The 16,559-nt window shown below is 54.9% G+C and carries 14 protein-coding genes; 12 read left to right on the top strand and 2 right to left on the bottom strand.

The window, feature by feature from the left end:
• Window positions 1–129: 129 nt before the first annotated feature.
• The 7 genes from miaB (at window position 130) to A4S02_RS03320 (ending at window position 10,119) form a co-directional block, all read left to right on the top strand.
• Window positions 130–1,548, top strand: a complete 1,419-nt coding sequence (gene miaB, locus A4S02_RS03350) for a tRNA (N6-isopentenyl adenosine(37)-C2)-methylthiotransferase MiaB (RefSeq protein WP_070322945.1) — start codon at window positions 130–132, stop codon at window positions 1,546–1,548.
• Window positions 1,533–2,630 (top strand): PhoH family protein, encoded by a 1,098-nt coding sequence (locus tag A4S02_RS03345; protein WP_026019494.1) that lies wholly within the window; start codon window positions 1,533–1,535, stop codon window positions 2,628–2,630. The genes miaB and A4S02_RS03345 overlap by 16 nt, the downstream gene beginning before the upstream one ends.
• A gap of 16 nt (window positions 2,631–2,646) precedes the next feature.
• Entirely contained in the window at window positions 2,647–3,153 is a 507-nt protein-coding gene (ybeY, locus tag A4S02_RS03340; RefSeq protein ID WP_070324155.1) for an rRNA maturation RNase YbeY, read from the top strand.
• Window positions 3,150–4,094 (top strand): hemolysin family protein, encoded by a 945-nt coding sequence (locus tag A4S02_RS03335; RefSeq protein ID WP_070322944.1) that lies wholly within the window; start codon window positions 3,150–3,152, stop codon window positions 4,092–4,094. Before ybeY ends, A4S02_RS03335 begins: the two co-directional genes overlap by 4 nt.
• 72 nt (window positions 4,095–4,166) lie before the next feature.
• A complete protein-coding gene (locus tag A4S02_RS03330) occupies window positions 4,167–4,787 on the top strand; it encodes a thioredoxin domain-containing protein (RefSeq protein ID WP_019090163.1) in 621 nt (206 codons plus the stop codon).
• Window positions 4,788–4,826: 39 nt separating this feature from the next.
• Window positions 4,827–9,374, top strand: a complete 4,548-nt coding sequence (locus A4S02_RS03325) for an AAA family ATPase (protein ID WP_070322943.1) — start codon at window positions 4,827–4,829, stop codon at window positions 9,372–9,374.
• On the top strand, window positions 9,361–10,119 hold the full coding sequence (locus tag A4S02_RS03320; RefSeq protein ID WP_019090161.1) for a hypothetical protein: 759 nt from the start codon (window positions 9,361–9,363) through the stop codon (window positions 10,117–10,119). The genes A4S02_RS03325 and A4S02_RS03320 overlap by 14 nt, the downstream gene beginning before the upstream one ends.
• Window positions 10,120–10,204: 85 nt before the next feature.
• Here the strand turns inward: A4S02_RS03320 and A4S02_RS03315 are convergent, their stop codons facing one another.
• Window positions 10,205–11,722, bottom strand: a complete 1,518-nt coding sequence (locus A4S02_RS03315) for an acetyl-CoA hydrolase/transferase family protein (RefSeq protein WP_070322942.1) — start codon at window positions 11,720–11,722, stop codon at window positions 10,205–10,207.
• Between the two features lie 306 nt (window positions 11,723–12,028).
• Between A4S02_RS03315 and A4S02_RS03310 the strand changes: the two genes are divergently transcribed.
• From A4S02_RS03310 to gltA, 4 genes are all read left to right on the top strand, one after another.
• Window positions 12,029–12,760, top strand: coding sequence for a metallophosphoesterase (locus tag A4S02_RS03310; RefSeq protein ID WP_019090158.1), 732 nt, complete (start codon window positions 12,029–12,031; stop codon window positions 12,758–12,760).
• Window positions 12,761–12,826: 66 nt separating this feature from the next.
• Window positions 12,827–13,156 (top strand): chorismate mutase, encoded by a 330-nt coding sequence (locus tag A4S02_RS03305; protein WP_070322941.1) that lies wholly within the window; start codon window positions 12,827–12,829, stop codon window positions 13,154–13,156.
• Between the two features lie 9 nt (window positions 13,157–13,165).
• On the top strand, window positions 13,166–13,690 hold the full coding sequence (locus A4S02_RS03300; protein ID WP_070322940.1) for a SixA phosphatase family protein: 525 nt from the start codon (window positions 13,166–13,168) through the stop codon (window positions 13,688–13,690).
• A 152-nt stretch (window positions 13,691–13,842) separates the two neighbouring features.
• Window positions 13,843–15,153, top strand: a complete 1,311-nt coding sequence (gltA, locus tag A4S02_RS03295) for a citrate synthase (protein ID WP_070322939.1) — start codon at window positions 13,843–13,845, stop codon at window positions 15,151–15,153.
• A gap of 164 nt (window positions 15,154–15,317) precedes the next feature.
• Here the strand turns inward: gltA and A4S02_RS03290 are convergent, their stop codons facing one another.
• Entirely contained in the window at window positions 15,318–15,557 is a 240-nt protein-coding gene (locus tag A4S02_RS03290) for a hypothetical protein (RefSeq protein ID WP_003622965.1), read from the bottom strand.
• Between the two features lie 246 nt (window positions 15,558–15,803).
• Here A4S02_RS03290 and A4S02_RS03285 point away from each other — a divergent pair, with 246 nt between their 5' ends.
• Complete coding sequence (locus A4S02_RS03285; protein WP_012812827.1) at window positions 15,804–16,559, top strand: orotate phosphoribosyltransferase; 756 nt, start codon at window positions 15,804–15,806, stop codon at window positions 16,557–16,559.

The raw sequence follows: 16,559 nt of genomic DNA, 5'->3' as shown, positions 1-16,559 counted from the left end.
GAACATTCGGTCTGTTAAGCGCCAGAATACTTTTTGGCCGTTCTTACCTTCCCACTATTCTCGCCTTGGTGAGAAAAGAGGCTTGACCTGCACGCGCTCTGGCCCGATTTCCTCCACCTGCCGCATGGAATGGGCCTGCGGCATAGCGGAGCGCCTGCCATCATGACCGGAACCCCAGCCAACACATCCCCTGCCCGTGGCCTGCACGTTATTACGTGGGGTTGCCAGATGAATGTGTATGATAGTGCACGTATGGGGGATGTTCTGCGGCCACTTGGCTATCAGCCAGTTGCCACGCCAGATACAGCAGACATGATTATCCTGAACACCTGCCACATTCGGGATAAAGCGGCAGAAAAAGTGTTTTCAGAACTCGGCCGCCTGCGCAAAATCAAGGAAGCGCGGGAAACAGCCGGGCAGCAAACTATTATTGCTGTAGCCGGGTGCGTGGCGCAGGCCGAGGGGCAGGAAATTCTGGCCCGCGCGCCGTATGTAGATATTGTTCTGGGCCCACAAACCTATCACCGCCTCCCAGAAATGGTGGCCCGTGCCGCGCGGGCCGGTGGCGCCGTTATTGAAACGGATTTTCCCGCAGAACAGAAATTCGATTTTCTGCCAGAAGCGGAAGCCCCACAAACCGCAGGCAATTACACGGCCTTCCTAACCATTCAGGAAGGGTGTGATAAATTCTGCTCCTTCTGCGTGGTGCCTTACACCCGTGGGGCAGAAAGCAGCCGTTCCGTGCTTTCCGTGCTCGCAGAAGCACGCCGGATGGTGGAAAGCGGCGTGAAGGATATTTGCCTACTGGGCCAGAACGTAAACGCTTATCATGGTGAAGGGCCGGATGGCTCAACGTGGGATTTGCCAAAACTGGCATATGAACTTGCCAAGCTGCCCGGCCTTTCGCGCATCCGTTATATGACATCCCACCCGCGGGATATGGACGATGCTCTGATAGCCGCCCACCGTGATCTGCCGCAGCTTATGCCGTTCCTGCACCTGCCTGTTCAGGCTGGGTCTGACCGTATCCTGCGCGCCATGAACCGTGGCCACACGGCAGATGAGTATCGGGATATTGTGCGCCGCCTGCGTGAAGCGCGGCCCGATCTGGCTCTGTCATCCGATTTCATTGTGGGCCATCCCGGTGAAACGGATGAGGATTTTGAAGCCACCATGCAGCTTGTGCGTGATGTTGGCTTTGCGCTGGCTTACTCCTTCAAATACTCCCCCCGTCCCGGCACCCCTGCCGCAGGCGCTGGCATGCAGGTGCCAGAAGATGTGAAGGATGCCCGCCTGCAAGCTTTGCAGGCCCTGCTGCGTGAACAGCAGGATGCTTTTAATGCAACACTTGTGGGCAAAACCATTCCTGTTCTGTTTACCTCAGAAGGACGGAAACCGGGGCAGATTGCCGGACGTTCTCCGTGGTTGCAGCCTGTGCATGTTTCTGGGCCCAAGCATCTGATTGGCAAGGAACTGCCCGTGCGTATTGTTGAACGCCTGACCAACTCCCTGTCCGGCGTTTTAGAAGAGGAGTGTGTGTCCGCTTGAGTAGCACGCGTATTTCCGCCTCACCCCGCATGGCTGCAGAAATGCCCCATGCCTCTGCTACCTTGCAGTTTGAAGATAACACCCTTCTGGCGCGCCTTGTGGGAGACCACGACAAGCATCTGCGCTGCCTGGAAGAAGGTTTGGAAGTGGAGGTTGCCCGGCGCGGCAACCGCATTTCCATCCAAGGTGTTCCTGAACAAACAGCCCGCACGCGTGCGGTGCTGAGCGTGCTGTACCAAAAACTGGCAGCAGGCGAAAACGTGGATATCAGCAGCATAGAGGCCGCCATACGCATGTCCCGCCCGCCCCAGAACACCACCAGTATTCTCTCCAACACCCCGCAGGACACCCCGGAACTGGAAGGGGATCTGCCCCTTATCCGTATGCGGCACGGCAATATTGAACCCCGCTCCCCCGGTCAGGCTGCATATATGAAGGCGCTGGCCAAAAAGGAGCTGGTGTTCGGCATTGGCCCAGCAGGCACAGGCAAAACCTATCTGGCCGTGGCGCAGGCCGTGGCTATGTTGCAAGCTGGCTCCATTGATCGGATCATTCTCTCTCGCCCGGCTGTAGAAGCTGGTGAGCGACTGGGCTTTTTGCCCGGAGATATGAAAGACAAGATCGACCCCTACCTCCGCCCACTGTACGATGCCCTTTACGATATGCTGCCGGGGGATCAAGTCGTGCGGCGCATGGCATCGGGCGATATTGAGGTGGCACCACTGGCCTTCATGCGCGGGCGCACGCTCTCGCATGCCTTTGTTATTCTGGATGAAGCCCAGAACACCACCATCGCGCAAATGAAGATGTTTCTTACCCGCCTTGGCCCCGGTTCCCGCATGGTGGTTACGGGCGACCTCACGCAGATTGACTTGCCCGCAGGCACTACCTCCGGCCTACGTGATGCAATAGAAACGCTTGAAAACGTAAAGGGAATTACCATTTCCCGCTTTGATTCAACAGATGTGGTGCGGCATAAGCTAGTCGCCCGCATTATTGAAGCCTATGATGCAAAGGCGACGGCTGTAAGGGAACCTTCCCGTAGCAAGGGCCGTCAGGAGAAAAATGGAACCGCCAAGTAGCCCCGCCCATATCTCTATGCAAGATATGGATGCCCCAGAAAAAAGTTTGCCTTTTCAGGCTGTTTTTTCCGATGAGCAGAACGAAGGCCCTGAAATCCTTGTCCGGGATAGGCGCTGGCGCTCTTATGTGCACAACCCGGAACAGTTAGTATGGCGCGCCTTGGCCGCCTGTTCAGAATATGGCGGCCTGCCTGATACTGTTGTTTTGGCAACAGATCGGGAGGTGCGCGAACTGAACGGCCGCCACCGTGGCAAGCATCGCCCTACTAATGTGCTCACGTTTGAGCCTCCACCCGGCATTCATGGGGGAGACATTATTCTGGCGCTGGAAACCGTGGTGCGCGAAGCGCACAAAGCCGGCAAACCCGTTGCAGACCATCTTGCGCATCTGGTCATCCATGGCAGCCTGCATCTGGCTGGGTATGACCACCACCACCCCGGTGAAGCGCGCGAAATGGAAATGCTGGAATCCCGCCTGCTTTCGCGGCTCAGGGTTCCCAATCCTTGGAAGCCCCGATCATGAGTGAACACGATTCCTCTTCCGATAAACAGGAAGCCAGCAGTCGCGGCCTGTTTTCCTTTTTCCACCGCAAAAAACATCAAACAGATTTACGCAGTTCTATCGCCGCACTGGTGCAGCAGGCTGCGGATGAACCCGAAGAATCTGCAACGGGTGAAAAACCGGAGCTAGATAGACAGGAACGTGCGCTTATTGCCAACGTGCTGCGCCTGCGCAACATCTCCGCCGATGATGTAATGGTGCCACGCGCCGATATTGTGGCCATGCCGGTTTCCATCAGTCTGGACGAAGCACTGGCCATGATGCGGCGGGAAAACCATTCCCGCATGCCGGTTTATCGGGATCAGTTGGACGATATTGTAGGCATGATCCATGTGAAGGATCTGATTGCCTATGTTGGCACCAGCGAGGCCTTTAATCTGGAAGTGCTTTTGCGCCAACCGCTCATGATTGCGCCGCAAATTCCGGTGCTAGACCTGCTGTTGCAGATGCGCCAGCGCCAGACCCACATGGCACTGGTGATTGATGAATACGGCGGCATTGATGGTTTGGTGACCATTGAAGATCTGATTGAAACCATTGTGGGTGACATTTCGGATGAGCATGATGAACCTGCTATTGTCATGATTACGCCACGGCCCGATGGATCTTTCGATATAGATGCCCGCTGCCCGATTGAAGAGTTTGAAAAAGCCATCGGCCCCATTCTGACGGACAGTGAGAGAGAAGCCGAAATTGAAACCGTTGGTGGCCTTGTGTTCCGCATGGCAGGGCACGTACCCACCCGCGGTGAAGTGCTAACGCATGAAAATGGCTATCTCTTCCGCGTGCTGGATGCAGATGCCCGACACATCCGCCGCGTGCGTGTGCGCAAGCTGGCCGAACAGTCTGCAACACCCACTCAGGCCGAAACATCTGCTGCTACAGATAAATCTGTGGGTTGACGGCAGAGCCAATCTGCCGTCATGCCTTTAACCGCTTACTGATTTGCACCCACTCAGGGAGACCGGATTTCCATGTCTTTCACCCGCCGTTCCATTCTAGCTGCCGGAAGTCTGGCCGTTGCCTCCACTGCCCTGCGCGGCATTTCTTTGGCAGCAGATACCACGGATACACGCTTTACCCCGCGTGAACTGGGCAACCCGAACGCCAAGATTGTTGTGGAAGAATGGTTCTCCCTTACTTGCATTCATTGCGCGCACTTTGCAGAAAACACCTTCCCGCAGGTACAGAAAGACCTGATTGATACCGGGAAAATCCGCTACGTTTTTCATGATTTCCCCACAGATCAGCTCGCAACAGTCGCCGCCATGGTGGCCCGTACCCTGCCGCCAGAACGGTACGAGCCTTTCTGCTCCTCCCTGCTTGCTAGCCTGGACCGCTGGGCTTACATCAAGGAAGGTAGCCCAAAGGACGAGCTGAAGAAAATGGCGGCCTTTGCCGGCATGCCGGGCGATACGTTTGAAAAAGCCATTGCCGATCAGCAGCTCATGCAATTCATTCTGAACCAGCAGACGGAAGCGCAGGACAAATTCCATTTTGATTCCACCCCCACCTTCCGCTTCAATAACAAGGAGCAGGTGTCCAGCGCGCTGACTTATGATGACTTCACCAAATATTTGGCTAAAGCCAGCTAAGCTTACACATGTTCTCCTGAGCCTGCGCCCTATACCTGCATGACAGTTCGTTTCGTTCGTCTGCGCATTGTCGGATTCAAAAGTTTTGCGGATCCGGTAACGGTGGAAATCCTGCCCGGGCTGACAGGTATTGTCGGCCCCAATGGGTGCGGCAAATCCAATGTGGTGGAAGCCCTGCGCTGGGTGATGGGTGAATCATCCGCGCGTTCCCTCCGCGGGGGGGAAATGGATGATCTTATTTTTGCAGGCACTACCGGGCGCCCAGCCCGATCTTTAGCCGAAGTTACTGTTACGCTGGAAGGCACCAAGGGCTTTGGTCCCGCTGCCTTTGCAGATATGGATGAACTGCAAATTACCCGCCGGGCAGAACGCGGGTCTGGCAGTGATTACCGCATAAATGGCCGCCCCGTACGTGCGCGAGATGTGCAAACCCTGTTTGCAGATCTGGCATCGGGTGCACGTTCTTCCGCTATGGTCAGCCAAGGCCGCGTGGCTATGCTGGTTGGCGCACGGCCCGAAGAACGCCGCACCATTTTAGAAGAAGCCGCAGGCATTACCGGCCTGCACGCCCGCAGGCATGAAGCAGAACTCAAACTGCGTGCGACAGAATCCAACCTGACACGCGCAGAAGACCGCCGCCAGCAACTTTCAGACAGGTTAGATGGGCTGGCAGAACAATCCCGCGATGCCAGCCGTTACCGTGAACTTTCCGCCGCTTTACGAGAAGCCGAAACAGAACTTCTGGCAGTGCTGCATGCACGCGCACGGCTGGCTGTAGAACGCGCTATTGATAACGCCGCACGCGCCCGCAAAACCCTCACCGAGCATGAGGAAGCCGCAGAAAGTGCTGTGGTTACCGAATTTGAAGCCAACAAGGTTTTACCCGGTGCCCGAGAAAAAGCCGATGCAGCCCGCACAGCGCTGGAACGGTGCCGCGTGCTGGCCGAAGGCGTTGCGCGGGAAGAAGAACGCGCGGCCACACAGGCCAATGATGCCGCAGAACGCCTAAAACAACATGAAGCAGATGCAGACGCAGCCAAAACCCGGCTGGATGATGCCACAGCAACGCTTGAACGTCTGAAATCCGAAAAAACAGAAACAGAAGCCGCCATTGCCTCACTCCCCACCCGCACAGCGGAAGCAGAGGCAAAGCAGCAGGCACTGGCCAAAGAGCTGGCAGAAACAGAGCAAAAACTTACCCAGCTTGCAGCCGAACTCAATACAGCACGTACCGCACATGAACGCGCAACCGAGAATCTAACGGCAGCACAAAACCACCACGCCCGTATTGCGGCTGCATACACAGCATTACAGGCCGAGCTTACATCACTTGAGCAGCAGCTACCGGGTTCTGAAGCCATTCAGGCTACACAAAAAGCTGTAGAAGGTGCCCAGACAACTTTCCAGAACGCCAAAATCACATTGGATGCGGCAGAACGCACACGGTCTGAATGCAATGTGGCGCTTTCTGTTGCGCGCAATAATGCACAGGCCGCGGAACAAGCGCTTACGGAACTCCGCCGCACGCTGGAACAGGCGCGCTCTCGGCTGTCTTCCCTTAAAGCTGATCTGGCCCAAGCAGAAAAACGCCATGCTGATACGCTTGCCGCTTTGGTTGATGAAAGCATCAGGCTTCAACTTAAGCAGGAAACTGATGCCGCAGCCCACGCCGTGCAGGCTGCCCGTGAAGCATTGGAAAAAGCCGAAACAGAACGGCTGAACACCAACACAGCCCTAACCGATTCCAGCCGCGCTGCGCAGGAAGCCGAAGCCCAGCGCCGCAATGCAGAAAACAATCTGCGAGCCGCCGAATCCTCTCTCAAGCGCGCAACGCAGGAAGCCCAAACCCTTACGCAAGCACTGGAAAAAACACAGGCGGAAGCCCCGCCTGAAGATGCGCTGAAGCAAGCGCGGGAACAACGCGCCACGCAAGAACAGGCCCTGCAAAAAATTGTGCAGGCGCTGGAAACAACTGAACGCAACCTGCAACACCATCGGCAGGAACAAACACAAACCCAGCAACAGCTTACCACCCTGCAAGCCGAACTTACCCGCCTACGCGCGCAAGCTGAGGGCTTGGCCGAAGCACTTGGGAATGAGAAAGAAGCCTCGGCTGAACCCATATCCGCTCAGATCACCGTTCCCGAGGAATATGAAGTTGCGTTAGCTGTAGCGCTCACAGATGGGCTGGATGCTCCCGCAGCAGACAATGCCCCCCGTGGCTGGCATTTGCTGAAAGATGCCTCTACAGCACCTTTGCCCGGTAAAGCTGTTGCGCTTAAATCCGTTATTACCGCACCTCCAGCACTGAACAGAGTGCTGGCATATACTGGCGTTGTGCCCGATGGCACAGATGGCGCCAGTTTGCAGGCACAACTTCTGCCGGGGCAATGTCTGGTCTCTCGCGCAGGGGATTTATGGCGGTGGGATGGTTTTTACACCCGCGCGGGTGAACCCGATTCCTCTGCCCGTAGGTTGGCCCAACGCCGTATTCTGCGTGAAACCTTGGCCCGTATTGCGGAAATGGAACAGCACGTTCCGCAGGCCGAAGAAAAAGCCGTAACCGCCCGCACCAATGTGCAGGCCGGAGAAAAACAGGCGCAGGAACAGCGCGTAGAGCGCAGCAAGCTGGAACAGAGCCTGCAAAAAGCCCGCACACAGGAATCCGTGCTAGAACGCCAGCACACGTCTTTCCGGGCAAGGTTAGATACGCTCCGCCCCCAACAGGAACGCGCGCTTGCTGCCAAAACCGAAGCCGAATCTGCCTTGGCAACCGCCACAGCAGCTCAACAGGCTTTGCCTCCGGCACAAAACTTTCAGCAAGCCCTCGCCACCGCGCGGGAACAGCATACAGAAGCGCAAAAAACTGAGCAGGACTGCCGCACAGCCCTTAAACTGGCAGAACAGACCTTTCAACGCGTCCAGCAAAAACAAACCCAAACAGAAAACCAGCACACAGCCGCCACAACACGGCTGGAAACGCTTGCGCCAGAATGCCTCCGCCTCCGCCAGAATCTGGAAGCTGAAGAGGCCAACGTTCTTGAGCTTGAGCAGCGGTTAACATCTGCCCAAACAGAAAATGCCACAGCCGCCGCCCTAAAGGACGCACAAAACAATCTGGAACAGGCGCAAGAGGCTTTTCAAACGGCCACCTCCGCCTTTACCCAAGCCGAACAAGCTGCCCAAGCCAGCACGCAGCAGCAGCAAAAAATGCAGGAGCAGGCTCTTACGCTGCGCAGCCGAATTACCGCCCTGACTCCTCGGCTGGAAGAATTGCAGCAAGAACAACAGGATGCACAAAACAAACTAACAGCCGCCACACAGGCAGAAGCCCAAACAGCAGCAGCCCTGCCGCAGGATGCAGAAGAAACACTTGCCCAGTTGCATACACAACGCACGGCACTTACCAGCCAGCTAGAAGCCACGCGTGAACTGCGCGCCACGCTTCAGGTCGAAGCCTCAACGCTGGAAACACGCCTGACATCTCTTGCGGCAGCAGCAGAGGAATGGAGCCAACGCGCCACCACAGCCCGCACGGAAGCTGAAAATGCAGCCCAACGTGTAGATGCGGCACGTCATGAACATACCAAGGTTTCAGAACTTCCGGCCGAAGCGCAACGTCAGAAGCAGGAAACCCTTTCAGCACTGGAAGAGGCCGAAGAAGCCTACGCACAGGCCGATAAAATACGCGCTGAAGCCGAAGCCGCATTAAATGCCGCCAATGAACAGCGCCGTCGCACAGAAGCCGAACTGAATACAGCACGTGAAAACCTGCTGAAAGCCGATGCTAAAAGTGAACAGGCACAGGCCATTCTAGATCAACTTTTGGCCGATACGCCTGCTCCGCCGCGCCAACCTACAGGGGATCTGACAGAAGCTGCTGAAAGCTCCCTGCGCCGTAAAATCTCCCGCCTCACGCGCGAACGCGAGGATATGGGGCCAGTCAACCTGCGTGCAGAAATTGAAGCAGAAGAGGCCTCTACCCAAGCGCGCACACTGGCTGATGAAATTGCTGATCTGGAAGCGGCCATCAGCCGCTTGCGTGGCTCCATCGGCACACTAAATAAAGAAGGACGTGAACGGCTGATGGCTGTGTTCACGCAGGTGGATCACCACTTCCAGTCTTTGTTCACCCGTATGTTTGGCGGTGGGCGTGCGCATCTGGGGCTTGTGGGGAGTGATGATCCGCTGGAAGCCGGGCTGGAAATTTACGCCCAGCCGCCGGGCAAAAAGCTTGCTACACTCTCCCTTCTTTCGGGGGGTGAACAAGCTTTAACCGCATTGTCATTGATTTTCGCGGTTTTCCGCTGTAGCCCTGCACCAGTATGCGTTCTTGACGAAGTGGACGCACCGCTGGATGATGCCAATGTAGGCCGCTTTAGCGCCTTACTTGGTGATATGGTAACCGAAGCGGGAACCCGTTTTCTGGTGGTAACCCACCATCAGTTAACTATGGCCCATATGGACCACCTGTTTGGTGTCACCATGCAGGAAAGAGGCGTAAGCCGCGTGCTTTCAGTTGATCTGGCACGGGCTGCTTCCATGGCTGGCCAGAATGATAAGGAAGAACCGAATGTCGCATCCTGAAAAGGCGGCTGACATCTCTGTGCAACAGAGCAGCAAGTCTTCTCGTGGCTGCTTTAAAAAGATCGCTCTGGCTGTTGGGCTGTGCGTGGCAGTGGGTACAACGCTGGTTGTGCAACACTCCAAAGCCTATGGCATTATGGCACGCATCCACCACGGGCTGATTGTTTGCACACCGGGCACAGGGCTTGTAACCACCCCGGTTTCCACCTCATCCCCCCATGATGGCGTGCCCTCCATGCTGCGGCTGGAGCTTGCCAATGGGCCAGATGGGCGCGTTATGGTAGAGCCCGGCTCTAACGAGCTGGAAGGCGTGCTGGCTTCTGCCCACCACTCCAACACATTGCTCATGCTGGATATCAACAGCGCCAGCGCGGATAATGTGGTAAAACTGGTGCGCAAAACCCGGATGCGGGACAGAGTTATTCTGGTGCCTTCAGACCATAAAGACACAGAAACCGTGCTGCATGCCGATTCCAAAATTATGGTTGCTATTCCCGTAAATTCCGAGCGGGATGCCTATGCAGCTCATAAGCTGGCAGGCCACCACCCTTACGCGGCATATCTTTCTCCTTCTGCCACACCGCATCTGTTTGCGCTGACGCACCGTGATGCCGAAGCCATTATTACGGATAATCCGGGTGCGCCCAAAGGTTCTACCAGCGAGTTTCTGGCTGAACGGCCCGTAGATATCATGATTACGCAGCAGCCTACGCAATTGGCCGATACAACAGCCAACAAGAGCTGAGCATAAAAAAGGCTTCTTCCCACTTCTTTTGAAGATGCAGGAAGAAGCCCAAAAAAGAGGCAGAAAACCTGCCCCTCCTTTTATTTTAAGCAGGCATCATGGAGCCTGTTTCAATAAACCGCTGATGCCAGGAAAGAGCTTCCGTCAGCAGGTGTGGTGTATGCTTGCCAAAGGAATTCTTGAGCGCGCGGTCAAAGTAATCCTGCAGCATTGGCCGGTAATCCGGGTGCGCACATTTAGAAATAATTTCACGCGCACGCTGCACGGGTGAAAGCCCACGCAAATCTGCCAGACCCTGCTCGGTTACAAATATCTGCGCATCTTGCATGATGTGGTCCACATGCGCAGCCATAGGCACAATGGCAGAAATCTTGCCACCTTTGGCCGTGGAGGGAGACAGGAAGATGGATAGATAGGAACTACGGGCAAAGTCACCCGAACCCCCGATACCATTCATCATCTTGGAGCCCATCACGCGGGTGGAGTTTACGTTGCCGTAAATATCCGCCTCAATCATGCCGTTCATGGCAATACAACCCAAACGGCGGATAATGCCAGGGCTGTTGCTGACATCCTGCTGGCGCAGAATGATCTTGCTCCGGAAGAAATCCATACGGTTATTAATTTCTTCCGCGGCTTCTGGGCTGAGTGAGAAAGACGTGGCAGAGGCAATACGCATACGGCCAGAATCCAGCATGGCCAACATGCCATCCTGAATGACCTCACTATATCCTACCAGATTTTCAAACGGGCCTTCCTTTAGCCCTTCCAGCACAGCATTAGCCACATTACCCACGCCAGACTGAAGCGGCAGGAGTGATGGCGGCAGACGGTTCTGTTTGACTTCATGCCCAAAGAAATCAAGCAGATAGCCTGCAATAGCTTTGGCTGTTTCATCCGGCGCGGCAAATGGGGCATTTCTGTCCCGATCATTCGTGCGCACAATGGCAGCAATTTTGTCTGGGTTTACACGTAAAACCGTGCCGCCCACGCGCTGGTCTGCCCGCACAATCGGCACAATATCACGCGTTGGCGCACCACTTACGTTGCCATCCCAGATATCGTGAATGCCTTCCAGTGCCGGATTCTGCCATTCATTCACTTCAATAATGACTTTTTCAGCCAGATTGAGAAATGTCTGGGAATTACCGACAGAAGATGTGGGAACAATACCGCCATCTTCCGTAATAGCTGTAGCTTCTACCAAAGCAATGTTGAACTTGCCATAATTGCCCTGAATGGCACGGCCAGCCACTTGCCCCAGATGGTTATCAAAATACTCTGTTTCACCTGCATTAATACGGTTGCGCATAATGGCATCCGTATTGAACGGTGAGCGGAAATAAACCCCGTTGGCCTTTGCCAGTTCACCATCCAACTGCGGGCCGGTAGAAGCACCCGTAATCAGGCTGATCTGGTATTTCTCACCCCGATCATGCGCAGCCTCCATCCGGCGGGCCAGCGCCTTGGGTACTTCCTTGGGGTAGCCTGCACCAGTAAAACCACTGGTGCCCACCACATCACCGTGTTTGATCAACTCGGATGCGGTTTCTGCCGGACATACTTTACTGCGCAGCGCGACGTTCCGAATGCGCTCTGTCATGAGAGGGCTTCCTGTTCTTTTTCAAACTGTTCCGAATTCCCGAAAGCACAGACCACCAAGAAGGCGCGGCTGCAACTGTTTGAAGCCGTTCCAGCACATTCTTCTACCTGTGGCATGTTATCCTTCCGTTTCAGGCTGTTTTTTCAAAAACCCGATTGCCCGTATAACGTAAGCGCAAACATATCGTGCTGGCGCGTCACATACTTGTGCACGATCAGGGGGTAAATGAAAAAAACTTGCTGTTCCAGTTCCTGTTTCATCTCGAAAAGCCTACATGGAAGTAAGGAAATAACGGATTAAAACACCATGCTTGAACTGCTTCCCCCTGACGGAAACGTGAAAGATGCAATGCGAAACGGACTCCGCATTGTGGGGGACGTGCATGGAGATCTGGACGCTTTCCGTCATGCCGTTGCCACAGACCGCTTTGTAATTCAGTTAGGTGATCTGGTAGATTACGGGCCAGACAGCGCAGGTGTGTTGCGGCTGATGTTGCAGGTCATCCACGAAAAACGGGGCCTGTTTTTAATTGGCAACCATGATCGCAAACTCGGCCGCGCCCTTATGGGCAAGCGTTTGCGCTCCACCCCTCATCTGGAAGACACGCTGGCGCAACTCTACCGGCCAGAAAACACAGATGTGTTGCATGCCCTTTTGCCCGTGCTGGAAAATGCCCCCGCATGGTTGGTTATGGGCCAGACCGTTTTTGTGCATGGCGCGTTTGACCCGCGTATGTTGATGGAACCCCCACCTCCGCCGTTGGGCCGCGTTACCTATCTGCTTTCGCGCGCATTGTTTGGAGAAACCACAAACCGCATGCAGCCAGATGGATACCCCGAACGCACACTTAATTGGGTGAACACCATTCCCGCTGGTTACACCATCTATTGCGGGCATGATCAGCGCTCCACCAATGGCTGCCCGTTGGCCATTCCCGGCCGTTCTGGCGGGCAGGCCATTTTTGTAGATACGGGTGCCGGTAAAGGGGGACATCTGGCATGGCTAGACCTGCCCCCACCTTTTGTGGAAAAAGCCTGAACAGACTTTACCAACCACAGCGCATCTTACAGGCGCTGGTGCATATTCTGACAGAACCGGAACAGCATGACCGTGACAGACGACCAGTCCATCTCCCCTACTCAGGCCCTTCAGGACCTGCGCCGCAGCATTGACAACATCGATTCCGCTTTGGTTTCCATGCTGGCGGAACGCTTCCGTTGCACCAAGGCTGTGGGGGCGCTTAAGGCACGCTACAACATGCCGCCAGCAGACCCAGCGCGTGAGGCCCAGCAGATTGCCCGCCTACGCAACCTGGCAGAAGATGCGCATCTGGACCCAGATTTTGCTGAAAAGTTCCTGAACTTTATTATCCATGAAGTTATCCGGCATCATGAGGCCATCGCACGGCAAACAGCCGAAGCCCCCAAGGCGTAAGGCCCACGCATGCGTCGCCTTGTTCTGCTTCGCCATGCTGAAGCGGCTTCCGCCCCGTTAGGAGATTTCAGCGCCGAAGCTGATATGAACCGCCCCCTTACACCTGCGGGGCAAGAGGCGGCACGGCGCTGCGGGCATTGGCTGGCAGCGCAGCGTATTGTTCCTGATAGCATTATATGTAGCCCGGCCTTACGCACGCGACAGACCTTAGCGGGTGCGATGGCGGCTTTGCCACCTGCGCTCCCCACTCCAGATTATTGCGCAGATATTTACGAAGCCACGCCCGAGGCTTTGTTGCCACGTATTCAGCAGGTGCCTGATTCGGTTTTTACCGTGCTGATGGTGGGGCATAACCCGGGTATTTCCTTATTAGCCCACCACTTAGATATGCAGGCCAGTGAACTGGACCAGGGATTCGCGCCAGGGGCCGTTGCCATTTTTGAAATGTATGGAAGCAACACATTGCCAGATATGACACGCTGGCAAATGTGCGATGGCCAAAGCATGCATTTGCACACATTCGCGCGACCCTAATCCCAAAAAACTGTGGTTTTCCAAGCATAGTCCGTTCCGATAACGCTTCGTTTATCGCCGGCAATCTTCCGGTTTCCTTTTGAATAGGTGACAAAGTGGAACGAACAGGCCGCAGCAGCGACCGTGGCCCAAACATGCAAAAGGAAACACTAATGAGCGCGTCGCAGAAAGAAGGTAAGCTATCTACCGCTACCATTTCGGTTGATGGAAAATCCGCCGAAATGCCTGTGCTTTCAGGCACTCTGGGACCGGATGTTGTTGACATCCGCAAACTTCCTGCACAACTGGGCGTTTTCACGTTTGACCCAGGTTACGGGGAAACAACCGCCTGCAACAGCAAAATCACCTTTATTGATGGCGACAAGGGCGTTCTGCTGCACCGTGGTTACCCCATTGCCCAGCTAGCGGAAAATGCTTCCTATGAGGAAGTTATTTACCTGCTTCTGAATGGCGAACTGCCAAACAAGACACAGTACGACACCTTCACCAACACCCTTACAAACCACACCCTGCTGCATGAGCAGATCCGCAACTTCTTTAACGGCTTCCGGCGTGATGCCCACCCCATGGCTATTCTGTGCGGCACGGTTGGGGCTTTGTCTGCCTTCTACCCAGATGCCAACGATATTGCCATTCCCGCCAACCGGGATCTGGCCGCCATGCGGCTGATTGCCAAAATTCCAACTATTGCGGCATGGGCTTACAAATACACGCAGGGTGAAGCCTTTATTTATCCGCGGAATGATCTGAACTACGCAGAAAACTTTCTGTCCATGATGTTCGCGCGCATGTCCGAACCTTACAAGGTCAACCCTGTTCTGGCCCGCGCCATGAACCGGATTTTGATCCTGCATGCTGATCATGAACAGAACGCTTCTACCTCTACCGTACGTCTGGCTGGTTCTACGGGTGCTAATCCGTTTGCATGTATTGCCGCAGGCATTGCCGCTCTGTGGGGGCCTGCCCATGGCGGAGCCAATGAAGCCGTGCTGAAAATGCTGGCGCGGATTGGCAAAAAAGAAAACATCCCCGCCTTTATTGCGCAAGTGAAGGACAAGAACAGCGGCGTGAAGCTGATGGGCTTTGGCCATCGCGTTTACAAAAACTTTGACCCACGTGCGAAGATCATGCAGCAGACCTGCCACGAAGTGCTGACAGAACTGGGCATTAAGGATGATCCGCTGCTTGATCTGGCTGTTGAGCTGGAAAGAATTGCCCTGAGCGATGATTACTTCGTGCAGCGCAAGCTCTACCCGAATGTGGATTTCTACTCCGGCATCATTCTCAAGGCCATGGGCATCCCCACCAGCATGTTCACCGTGCTGTTTGCCGTAGCCCGCACCACCGGCTGGGTCAGCCAGTGGAAGGAAATGATTGAAGAACCGGGCCAGCGTATTAGTCGCCCTCGCCAGCTTTATGTTGGTGCACCGCAGCGTGACTATGTGCCACTTGTCAAACGGTAAAAGTACCTAACCCCAAAAAGCCGGCTTCCCCTAAGGGAGACCGGCTTTTTGTTTGTCTTATGCTTCTGCACCACAAAGACACCCAATCATATTTGGGCATAAAAAAAACGCATGCCCTAGCGGAACATGCGTCTGATTACATCGGGTTATGCGCCTTAGGTGCGTTAGTTACAGTCACACCCTTTGGTTGGCCCGGAATCCATACGAACAACGTGATGATCAATCCATTCAGATACAAGGCGGCGCGCCTCATTCACTGATGCTTCAGGGTGATGAATGCGGTACAGGGTAGTGCAGGCATTAAATGCCGTAACATCCGCTGTCCCAACTTCGCGCAGTTCCTTGTAAGCCGTTATAACGGCCCGCTCACACTTGCGCGCGATACGATTAGCTTCGGCGGCCACGGCATATTCCTTAACTGATAATCAATCTTAACTGGAGATGATTAAACGCTACATCCGCCATATAAGCAAGGTGCAAAAATCAATTCGTGAGCTTTTGAACATCACAAGTTTTTCACTCATACGCCGCACACGTATTTATCTGGCATGCATATGCAGGAAAACTGCCATATCAGGCATGGATTTTCCACGCCCGCGGCGTTATTCCAAACACATATAGACAACCGCCAAATTCAAGGACATGCGCACATGACATCACCCTCAGGCGTGGCCTCTGCCCACCCCGCTGAGACCAGCGACTGGGACCGCGACGCGGCCCTAACCACCGCTCGCCTGCTGCTGGAAATCAAAGCCGTAAATTTCCGCCCAGAAGACCCGTATACCCTAACTTCTGGCTGGAAATCTCCCGTCTATATTGATTGCCGCCGCATTATCTTCTTCCCCCGCGCCCGTGCCAAAATTATGGAACTTGGGGTGGAAAAAATCGGTCGCCATGTTGGGTATGAAAGCCTGGATGCCGTTGTGGGTGGTGAAACCGCAGGTATTCCGTTTGCCGCATGGATGGCAGACCGCATGATGCTGCCAATGGCTTATGTGCGCAAAAAGCCCAAAGGTTTTGGCCGCAACGCCCAGATTGAAGGCGATGTGCCCGAAAACATGCGCACCCTGCTGGTGGAAGACCTGACCACCGATGGTGGCTCCAAAGTGCAATTTGCCAACGCGCTGCGTAATGCTGGTGCCATTATCAACCACGCATTTGTTGTATTCTATTACGGCGTTTTCCCCGGCGCGCAGAACACGCTGGCAGAAATGAACGTATCTCTGCACGCTCTATGCACATGGTGGGATGTGCTGGAAGCATGCTCTACACGGCCATACTTCTCTGAAGAAGCGGCATCAGAAGTGCGGCGTTTTCTGGAAGACCCTTGCGCTTGGTCTGCCCGCCACGGTGGCGTTGGCACCTTGGAAGAAGCGGCTGCATTTAAAGCCAACAAGGATAAATAA

Source organism: Acetobacter ascendens (genome assembly GCF_001766235.1).
Taxonomy (GTDB): domain Bacteria; phylum Pseudomonadota; class Alphaproteobacteria; order Acetobacterales; family Acetobacteraceae; genus Acetobacter; species Acetobacter ascendens.
Note: the sequence above shows the minus strand (reverse complement) of the source record. Positions and strands in the feature narration are given on the sequence as shown.

Coding starts and splice junctions, on each gene's coding strand:
- miaB (WP_070322945.1), top strand. CDS start 130: ATGGGCCTGCGGCATAGCGGAGCGCCTGCCATCATGACCGGAACCCCA.
- ybeY (WP_070324155.1), top strand. CDS start 2,647: ATGCAAGATATGGATGCCCCAGAAAAAAGTTTGCCTTTTCAGGCTGTT.
- A4S02_RS03335 (WP_070322944.1), top strand. CDS start 3,150: ATGAGTGAACACGATTCCTCTTCCGATAAACAGGAAGCCAGCAGTCGC.
- A4S02_RS03330 (WP_019090163.1), top strand. CDS start 4,167: ATGTCTTTCACCCGCCGTTCCATTCTAGCTGCCGGAAGTCTGGCCGTT.
- A4S02_RS03325 (WP_070322943.1), top strand. CDS start 4,827: ATGACAGTTCGTTTCGTTCGTCTGCGCATTGTCGGATTCAAAAGTTTT.
- A4S02_RS03320 (WP_019090161.1), top strand. CDS start 9,361: ATGTCGCATCCTGAAAAGGCGGCTGACATCTCTGTGCAACAGAGCAGC.
- A4S02_RS03315 (WP_070322942.1), bottom strand. CDS start 11,722: ATGACAGAGCGCATTCGGAACGTCGCGCTGCGCAGTAAAGTATGTCCG.
- A4S02_RS03310 (WP_019090158.1), top strand. CDS start 12,029: ATGCTTGAACTGCTTCCCCCTGACGGAAACGTGAAAGATGCAATGCGA.
- A4S02_RS03305 (WP_070322941.1), top strand. CDS start 12,827: ATGACCGTGACAGACGACCAGTCCATCTCCCCTACTCAGGCCCTTCAG.
- A4S02_RS03300 (WP_070322940.1), top strand. CDS start 13,166: ATGCGTCGCCTTGTTCTGCTTCGCCATGCTGAAGCGGCTTCCGCCCCG.
- gltA (WP_070322939.1), top strand. CDS start 13,843: ATGAGCGCGTCGCAGAAAGAAGGTAAGCTATCTACCGCTACCATTTCG.
- A4S02_RS03285 (WP_012812827.1), top strand. CDS start 15,804: ATGACATCACCCTCAGGCGTGGCCTCTGCCCACCCCGCTGAGACCAGC.